Origin of the sequence: Mesorhizobium sp. M1A.T.Ca.IN.004.03.1.1 (assembly GCF_003997555.1) — a bacterium.
Lineage (GTDB): Bacteria > Pseudomonadota > Alphaproteobacteria > Rhizobiales > Rhizobiaceae > Mesorhizobium.
In genome coordinates this window covers 99,929-107,735 of sequence record NZ_RZTV01000013.1, presented here as the reverse complement: position 1 = coordinate 107,735, position 7,807 = coordinate 99,929, and the positions used below count along the sequence as shown (strand labels likewise).

The window sequence follows — 7,807 nt, the reverse complement described above, 5'->3', positions numbered from 1 at the left end:
CGCGCCGGCCACTTCCTCGCCTTCATCCATCTCGCCGCAGCTATGTTATGGATGCGCTGAATGTCGATTCAGCCTAGGTTAGTCTCGCAATATGCGCCGTCGCTGATAAACCATTTCGCTGAGGGGGCGAGATTTCATGGAGATGCAGCAGGTCCGCTATTTTTTGGCCCTGTCTAACACGTTAAATTTCACCAGGGCGGCCGAGGAGTGCAACGTCACTCAGCCGGCCCTTACGCGCGCGATCAAGACGCTTGAAGAGGAGCTAGGGGGAGAGCTTCTTCGGCGCGAGCGTCAGCACTCGCACCTTACGGAGCTTGGGCGGCGAATGCTGCCCCTGCTGCAACAGTGCTATGATGCGGCCACTTCCGCCAAGTCACTGGCCAAGGCTGTGCAAAGCAGTGACGTGGCACCCCTCAACGTCACGATATCCAACAGCATCAACATAGCGTTACTGGTTTCGCCCTTCACGGAGCTTTTCCGCGCTTATCCCGGCGCCCACCTCAAGATCAATCGTGGTTCGCCCGCTGCTGTCGTCGACGCGTTGAAGAGTGGCGAGGTCGAGTTGGCAATTGCCGGCCCCCTGGGACAGGCCTGGGACCGCCTGGACATATGGCCGCTGTTTCGGGAAGAGATTGAACTCGCTGTAAATGCCGATCATCCGCTGGCCCGGCGCAACGAGGCGGACGTCGCGTTGGCTCAGCTTGCCGCCGAACCCGTGCTCAGTCGGATCGATTGGGAGACGAGCGAGGAGCTGTCGCGCTCCCTGTCCGCCAGGGGTCTTACGCCTCGAACGGCGCATGAAGTCGAGACCGATCAGGACCTTCTGGCGTTGCTCGAAGCCAACGCTGGGGTCGGCTTCGTGTCGCTGACGGCACCGCGATCCTCGAACACCCGCCGGCTCAAGCTGCGTGACCTGGACGTTTCTCGGATCGTTTCCGTCTATGCGGTAGCCGGCAGGCATCGCTCGCCTGTCGCGACAACGCTGCTCAACCTTTTGAGGGCGGCCGACTGGTCGTCCTTCGGCGTCAGCGAGCCCGCCTGAGCGCCGCGATCAGGTCGTCGATGTCCATGCGGCGGCGGTAGTCCGGATCGACAAAGCGATCCCTGATGATCCCGTCCGTTCCGACAATGAAGGTGGCTGGAATAGGCATGAACCAGCTGCTGTTGCCCTGATAGTTAGGGATGTCGAACCCCAGGCCCATAAGCCGCTCCATTTCGGCGCCGACCCAGATCGCGAGGTTGAGCGACAACGCATACCCGTTGTCCATATCGACCAGAAACGGGAATTGTGCGCCGACCAGTGCCTTCATCGCCTTCGCGAATTTGCGCCGCTCCGGCATGATCGCAACCACCTGTCCTCCCAGTTCCGCGATCTCGCGATGCACCTCGACAATCCCGATGGCGTTCAAGCGGCAATAAGGACACCAGTGTCCGCGCTGAAAGGTGATTACGGCTGGGCCCTTGGCCAGGATTTCGGCGAGGCTGACGAGCCTGCCATCGTCATCAGGCAACAGGAAACCGGGCATGGCTTCGCCAGGAGCCGGCGCCATTGTGCCGGCACCTTGCTTCTCGAGGCGGTCCACCAGTCGCTCGACGGCGTCAGCGAATTCCGAGTTCAGACGGCGAACCGCCGCGGCAATCACGGCCAGCCGTTCATTGAGGGGCGCATCAAGTTCGATGGCTGCCTGGACGGACTGCTCGAATGTCATTGCCTGGTCGTCAGCGGCCATGTCTGCGCTTTCACGTGTCCCGCATAGCCTACCACCGTAACCCCTCGGCAATCGCCATGTTTTTCCTGCATGGTTTTGATGCCTTGCGTGCATCGACGCATCCCGGACCTCCGCTCTACGTTCGCTGGCCTGGCCCGACGCGTTACATCATGTTCCTGATATCCGCTGTGAAAGTCGGGAAGGCGCAGACCATCTCAGACAGCTCTGGTGCCGTGATGCCGTGCTTCATCGCGAGCGCAAAGGTGTGAATCAGCTCTTCGCCGGCATGGCCGACCAGGTGAGCCCCAAGGATCCTGCCTGTCGTTTCCTCGACGATGATCTTCGACCATGCGATCGGCTCCGCGTAAGTCCTGGCGGAGAGCCAGCCTTGCATATCGTTCAGGTGGACCTTGACGATGAAGCCGCGTTCCCTCGCCTCGGCCTCGGTCAAACCGACGGCCGCCACGGCCGGAATGCTATAGAGGGCCGCAGGTATGTGACCGTAGTCCGGGCGATGCCTCGGGCCGTCGACGATGTTGCGGCCGACGATCCCGCCTTCATAGGTCGCTACCGGCGAAAGCTGCGGAGAGCTCCATACGGCATCGCCGCAGACATAGATGTCTGGATTGGAACGCGAGCGCAGATGCTCGTCGATCTCGATGCGGCCTTCGCGATGCACGATGACACCCGCCCCAAGATCGAGCCCCTCGACATTGGCCACGCGCCCCGCGCAATTGACGGCCCGATCCGCGTTGACCGAGCATTCGGCGCCATCCTTCGCGAAGCTCACCCGCAGCCGCCCGTCGGTCTTTTCGATCTTCTTGACCCAGGCCTTGGTATGGATCCTGAGGCCAAGCCGCTCGCTCTCGGCACGGATTTGGGAAACGGCATCCTCGTCGAAGCCTCTGAGGAGTTGCGGTAGCGCCTCGAGGATGGTGACCTCGACGCCGGCGCGCGCATAGACGTGACCCAGCTCGAAGGCAATAACGCCGCCGCCAATGAACACCACGGCGCGAGGCAACACAGGATCGCTCAGAACATCGTCGGACGTGGTCAGAAATTCCGACCCGGGGATCGACAGCGGGCGCGGCTTCGAGCCGGTGGCGATGACGATGTTTCTGGCCTCGATCTCTCGGGCGCCGACGCGGACGGCATTGCTGGCCATAAATGCGGCCTCGCCGTGGATGACATCGACGCCTCGCTTGGCCATCAATCCGGACAGCCGGGATGGGATATCCGCGATGATGTCCTCTTCCCGCTCGATCAGGGCTCGCCAATCAAGCCTCGGCGGTTCGATTTCGATTGCATGATTGCCGGCTCTTCCGATCTCGTCGAGCGCATGGGCCGCCGCAACCAGCACCTTCTTCGGCGTGCAGCCGCGATTGGGGCATGTGCCGCCAAGATCGCGAGCCTCGATCATGGCGACGGAAAGTCCGGCGGTGCGCGTCGCTACCGTGACGCCCATTCCGGCATTGCCGCCACCCAGGATCACGACGTCATACTTTTCCATTGCACCGCCTCCTCCGCCGCGCTCAGTGAAGCTTGATCCGCGGTCTGGCGCGCCTGACGATCATCTCGCCGATCGAAGCCATCATGGTCTTCGCCAAGCCGTGCACCGCCTTGAGATGCATCTTGTGCAGCGAGCGATAGACGAGCCTCGCAACGAGACCTTCGATCTTCAGTCTGCCGATCAGGCTGCCGAACGCACCGTAGTCGGCCAGCGAAACCAGGGAACCATAGTCGCGGTAGCGATATGCCGGCTCGGCACGACCTGCGAGACGTGCTGCAATCACCTTGGCCATGTGGTCTGCCTGCTGATGGGCCGTTTGGGCACGCGGCGGCAACGCGTTTTCTTCGCCCGCCAGCGCGCAGTTCGCGCAGTCGCCAATCGCGAACACGTTCTTATCTCCGACCGCCCGCAAGGTTTCGTCAACGATCAGGCGGTTGATGCGGTCGGTCTCAAGACCATCAAGCCCCTTCAGGAATTCCGGCGCCTTGATTCCGGCCGCCCAGACGACCAATTCGGCAGGCACGAAAAGCTTGTCACCCAGCCGGATGCCGTCTTCGGTCACTTCGGTGACCTTGATCCCGCATCGTATCTGGACGCCCAGCTTGATCAGCAACCGTGCCGTTGCGCTCGCCAATTCCTCAGGCAATGCAGGTAGAATCCGCGGCCCGGCTTCGACGATGGTGATGCGGATCAGCCTTTCGAAATCGATGTTGTCGAGATTGTGCGACGCAATCTCCCGCATCGACTTGTGCAGCTCCGCCGCCAGTTCGACACCCGTGGCACCGGCACCGACGATGACGCAATGAAGCTGACCAGGCGAAAGCTGCTCGTATTGCGCGTTGGCGCGCAGGCATGCGTCGATCATGCGCTTGTTGAACCGGGCGGCCTGCTCGGCGGTGTCGAGCGCGATGGCATGGCGCGCGGCGCCCGGCGTGCCGAAATCATTGCTGACGCTGCCGACGGCCATGACCAGCGTGTCGTATCCCAGAACACGTGGCGGGATGACCTGGCGGCCGTCATCGTCGAAGCTGGGCGCGACGAAGACCTGGCGCTTGGCACGATCGATGCCGACGACCTCGCCAATTCGGTAGCGGTAGCCGTGGCGGCTGGCATGGGCGATGTATTCGACCGCGTCGTGCGACACGCTCAAGGCGCCAGATGCCACCTCATGCAAAAGCGGTTTCCAAATATGGGTGCGGTTTCGGTCGACAAGCGTGACGGAAAGCCGCTTGCCGAACTTGCGGCCGAGGCGTGTCGCCAGTTCCAGGCCGCCCGCGCCGCCGCCCACAATGACCACGCGATGCAGTGACTTGTCCGCGTGCGAGGGGGTCTCCGGGATCGTGCGGAAGAGCGCCGCATCGTTGGCGAGCACCGCTTCCGGAATCAACCGCATGCCGGGGGTGATGATCTGCATCGGTGGTCTCCGTAATCTTCTCGGCGCGGTGCATCACTCTTGGGATTCGTGGATCACGATGCCTTGAAGCATGTCGACCTCGCATTCCCAGGGCTTGTCCGCGAGGACGCGCTGTCCATGCTCGTATCCGGCCTGCCAGCGGGTGCGGATGCCCGAGCGGGTGAAGTCGATGTCCTTGGTATGGTCCTCGCCGTCGAGCCGTGGGGAAAGTAGGCGGACGAGGTGCATGACCGACGGGCAGCCATAGGAGGCGAGTTCCTTAAACATCGGATCCTCGCGACGCTCCTCGGGAACCAGCTTTCCCATTTCGCGCACGACATGCCGCAACCGATGCAGTTGCTCCTGCCGTGCAACGTGGCTCCGGCCGCGGCTGGCGTATTGAAGATCCTTTTGCCGGCCCATGACCTGCCAGATTGATTTCGGCTCGGTTGCGCGGGGCTGCCACATGTTGACCGCAAAGATCAGCGCGTCGCGCCTGGGGCGCGCATCCAGCACCACCTCGATCGGCGTGTTTGAATAGATGCCGCCGTCCCAATAGGGTTCGCCGTCGATGCAGACTGCCGGAAACGCCGGCGGCAGGGCGCCCGACGCCATGATGTGCGCCGCCGACAGGTTCATCTCGCGCGTATCGAAGTATTTGAGCTCGCTGGTGTTGACGTTGACCGCGCCGACCGTCAGCCGCGTGTGGCGACCGTTGAGGTAGTCGAAATCGACCAGATTGTTCAGCGTCCTTTTGAGCGGATGCGTGGTGTAATAGGACGCGTTCTCGACACCGACTTCGCGGTTGACCCCAAACATGGCGCTCGGATTCGGCTCGAAAAATCCCGGGATGCCGCGCATCACCGTGCCCATGTTGGCAAAGATGTTGCTCGGAACCATCATCCGGAAAAATTCGTCGAATGGACTGCTCCGGCTCACACCATCCCAGAATTCCTGAAGCCTGGGCAGACGATCGCCGGGCCTGTTCCCGGCAATCAGCGCGGCATTGATGGCGCCGATGGACGTGCCTATGACCCAATCCGGTTCGATGCCGCCCTCGACCAGCGCCTGATAGACCCCGGCCTGATAGGCGCCGAGCGCGCCGCCGCCTTGAAGGACAAGGACGGTCTGAGGCTTGGCTTCGTCCTGGTGGCCGACCGCCGGTTCTGCTTGCGGGGCGGACAGGTTTTGCATGATCTTGTTCATCGCCTTCGCTCCTCGTGCAGGTCTAGTGAGCGGTCCAACCGCCTTCGATCGGCATCACGGCACCGGTAATCGAAGCCGCATCGTCCGACGCGAGGAACAGACACAGTGCGGCAACCTGCTCGACGGTGACGAACTGCTTGGTGGGCTGCGCAGCCAACAGAACATCCTTGATCACCTGCTGCTCGGTGATCCCGCGGGCCTTTGCAGTGTCGGGTATCTGCTTCTCGACAAGCGGCGTGAGCACGTAACCGGGGCAGACAGCGTTGACCGTAATGCCCTGTTCGGCAACCTCCAGCGCGACGGTCTTGGTCAGGCCGGCGACGCCATGCTTGGCCGCGACATAGGCGGATTTGTATGGCGAGGCGACGAGAGCGTGCGCCGAGGCCACATTGATGATGCGACCCCATTTGCGCGCCTTCATCGCCTGCAGGGCGCGTCGGATCGTATAGAACGAAGACATCAGATCGATCGCCACAACCGCTTCCCATTTCTCGATCGGGAAGTCATCGATCGGCGCGACATGCTGAATGCCAGCATTGTTGACCAGTATGTCGATGGCGCCGAACTCGGCGATGGCCTTGTCCATCATCGAGGTGATCGCGTCGCCCTTGCTCATGTCAGCATTGTCGTATCGGACGGCGACCTGATGATCGGCGGCGAGCCGGGCCCGCAGGCGTTCGATCTCGGCGGCGTCGCCAAAGCCGTTCAGAACGATGTTGCAGCCCTTGGCCGCGAAGGCTTCGGCAATGCCTTGCCCGATGCCGCTGGTCGAACCGGTGATGAGCGATGTCTTGCCTTTGAGCATGGTCTTGTCCTTCTGATTGCACGGCTACGAGCCACGGCGCGGGCCGGCTCTGGATCTGAGGATTAGTATGGTGAACCGCCGCAAGTTGCGGAAATGCCGTTGAGACATGGATTCGATAGCTGACGGTCAGATCGCTGGTTTTTCCAAGCCCGGGACCTCGATCGACCGGTCGGGTTGTTTGACGTAACGGCAACTAGTAAGATTGCGTGGCTACGCGGGTCATGCCGTATGCGCGTCCAGTGAGGGGAGCGTGCAGTGGAGATCAGCCAGGTTCGATACTTCTTGGCCGTCGCCAAGGAGCTGAATTTCACCAGGGCGGCCGAGCAGTGCAATGTCACGCAGCCGGCTTTATCGCGCGCGATCAAGCTTCTGGAAGATGAATTCGGCGGGCCGCTTTTCCACCGTGAGCGCCGCTTCACTCACCTCACCGAGCTCGGCCGCATGGTCGAGACCTATCTCGAAGGCGTCTTCGAGAATTCACGCCAGGCAAAGCAGATCGCCGAGCAATATGTGACCCTGAAGAAGATGCCGCTCAAGGTCGGCATCATGAGCACCATCGCTCCGGACGAGATTATCGAGCTCATAGCAGCCGTGCGCGCGCACCATCCTGGCGTTGAGTTGCATCTTTGCGATGCGGACGCGGTGAGCCTCAGGAAAAGGCTGCTCGAGGGCGAGCTCGAGGCTGCCATCTATGCGTTGCCCTCAGACGTTCCCGACGAAGAAGTGCACTCCCTGCCGCTTTTCCAGGAGCAGATGGTGATGGCCGTTCACCTGACCCATCGCCTTGCCAACCAGCGCATGGTGCGGGTGAAGGACATGAGCAACGAAAGCTACATCCACCGCAACAATTGCGAGTTCGCTGGCTACGCGGATGCCATCCTTGCTGAGCAAGGCGTCACGGTCAGTCCGGTTTACTGGAGTGATCGCGACGACTGGACATTGGCGATGATCGCCGCCGGGCTTGGCTTTGGCTTCATGCCGGAGCATACCGTCAAGCATCCTGGCGTGGTGCCCCTGCCGATCACGGAGCCGGAATTCTGGCGTGACGTCAATCTGGTCACGGTGCGCGGCCGCAGGCATTCGCCCGCGGTCGGCGCGCTGGTCCGCGAAGCAACGCAGAAGAAATGGTTCGGCGAGCGGGCAAAGGCGTTGTCCGCCGCCGAATGATCTGTCTGTGCGAGGCT

Annotated in this window: 7 protein-coding genes; 2 read left to right on the top strand and 5 right to left on the bottom strand. The window is 61.9% G+C overall.

Translation table 11 applies throughout. The annotated features are described in order from the left end of the window. The first annotated feature begins 136 nt into the window (after positions 1-136). The gene (locus EOD29_RS27525; RefSeq protein ID WP_127248513.1) at positions 137-1,042 is read left to right on the top strand and encodes a LysR family transcriptional regulator; all 906 of its coding nucleotides are present in this window, start codon (positions 137-139) and stop codon (positions 1,040-1,042) included. Here the strand turns inward: EOD29_RS27525 and EOD29_RS27520 are convergent. From EOD29_RS27520 to EOD29_RS27500, 5 genes are all read right to left on the bottom strand, one after another. Continuing rightward, positions 1,026-1,730 carry a peroxiredoxin-like family protein gene (locus EOD29_RS27520; RefSeq protein ID WP_095765681.1) on the bottom strand — a complete coding sequence of 235 codons (705 nt, stop codon included), beginning with the start codon at positions 1,728-1,730 and terminating at the stop codon, positions 1,026-1,028. The two genes, EOD29_RS27525 and EOD29_RS27520, sit on opposite strands and share 17 nt — an antisense overlap. A gap of 142 nt (positions 1,731-1,872) precedes the next feature. Next, positions 1,873-3,219 carry an NAD(P)/FAD-dependent oxidoreductase gene (locus tag EOD29_RS27515; protein WP_127248512.1) on the bottom strand — a complete coding sequence of 449 codons (1,347 nt, stop codon included), beginning with the start codon at positions 3,217-3,219 and terminating at the stop codon, positions 1,873-1,875. A 22-nt stretch (positions 3,220-3,241) separates the two neighbouring features. Next, positions 3,242-4,633 (bottom strand): NAD(P)/FAD-dependent oxidoreductase, encoded by a 1,392-nt coding sequence (locus EOD29_RS27510; RefSeq protein ID WP_245475450.1) that lies wholly within the window; start codon positions 4,631-4,633, stop codon positions 3,242-3,244. Between the two features lie 33 nt (positions 4,634-4,666). Then, positions 4,667-5,818, bottom strand: a complete 1,152-nt coding sequence (locus EOD29_RS27505; RefSeq protein WP_127248511.1) for a patatin-like phospholipase family protein — start codon at positions 5,816-5,818, stop codon at positions 4,667-4,669. A 22-nt stretch (positions 5,819-5,840) separates the two neighbouring features. Next, the gene (locus tag EOD29_RS27500; RefSeq protein ID WP_127248510.1) at positions 5,841-6,623 is read right to left on the bottom strand and encodes a 3-hydroxybutyrate dehydrogenase; all 783 of its coding nucleotides are present in this window, start codon (positions 6,621-6,623) and stop codon (positions 5,841-5,843) included. Positions 6,624-6,878: 255 nt separating this feature from the next. Here EOD29_RS27500 and EOD29_RS27495 point away from each other — a divergent pair, with 255 nt between their 5' ends. Continuing rightward, positions 6,879-7,790, top strand: a complete 912-nt coding sequence (locus EOD29_RS27495) for a LysR family transcriptional regulator (RefSeq protein WP_127230061.1) — start codon at positions 6,879-6,881, stop codon at positions 7,788-7,790. The last annotated feature ends 17 nt before the right edge of the window (positions 7,791-7,807 follow it).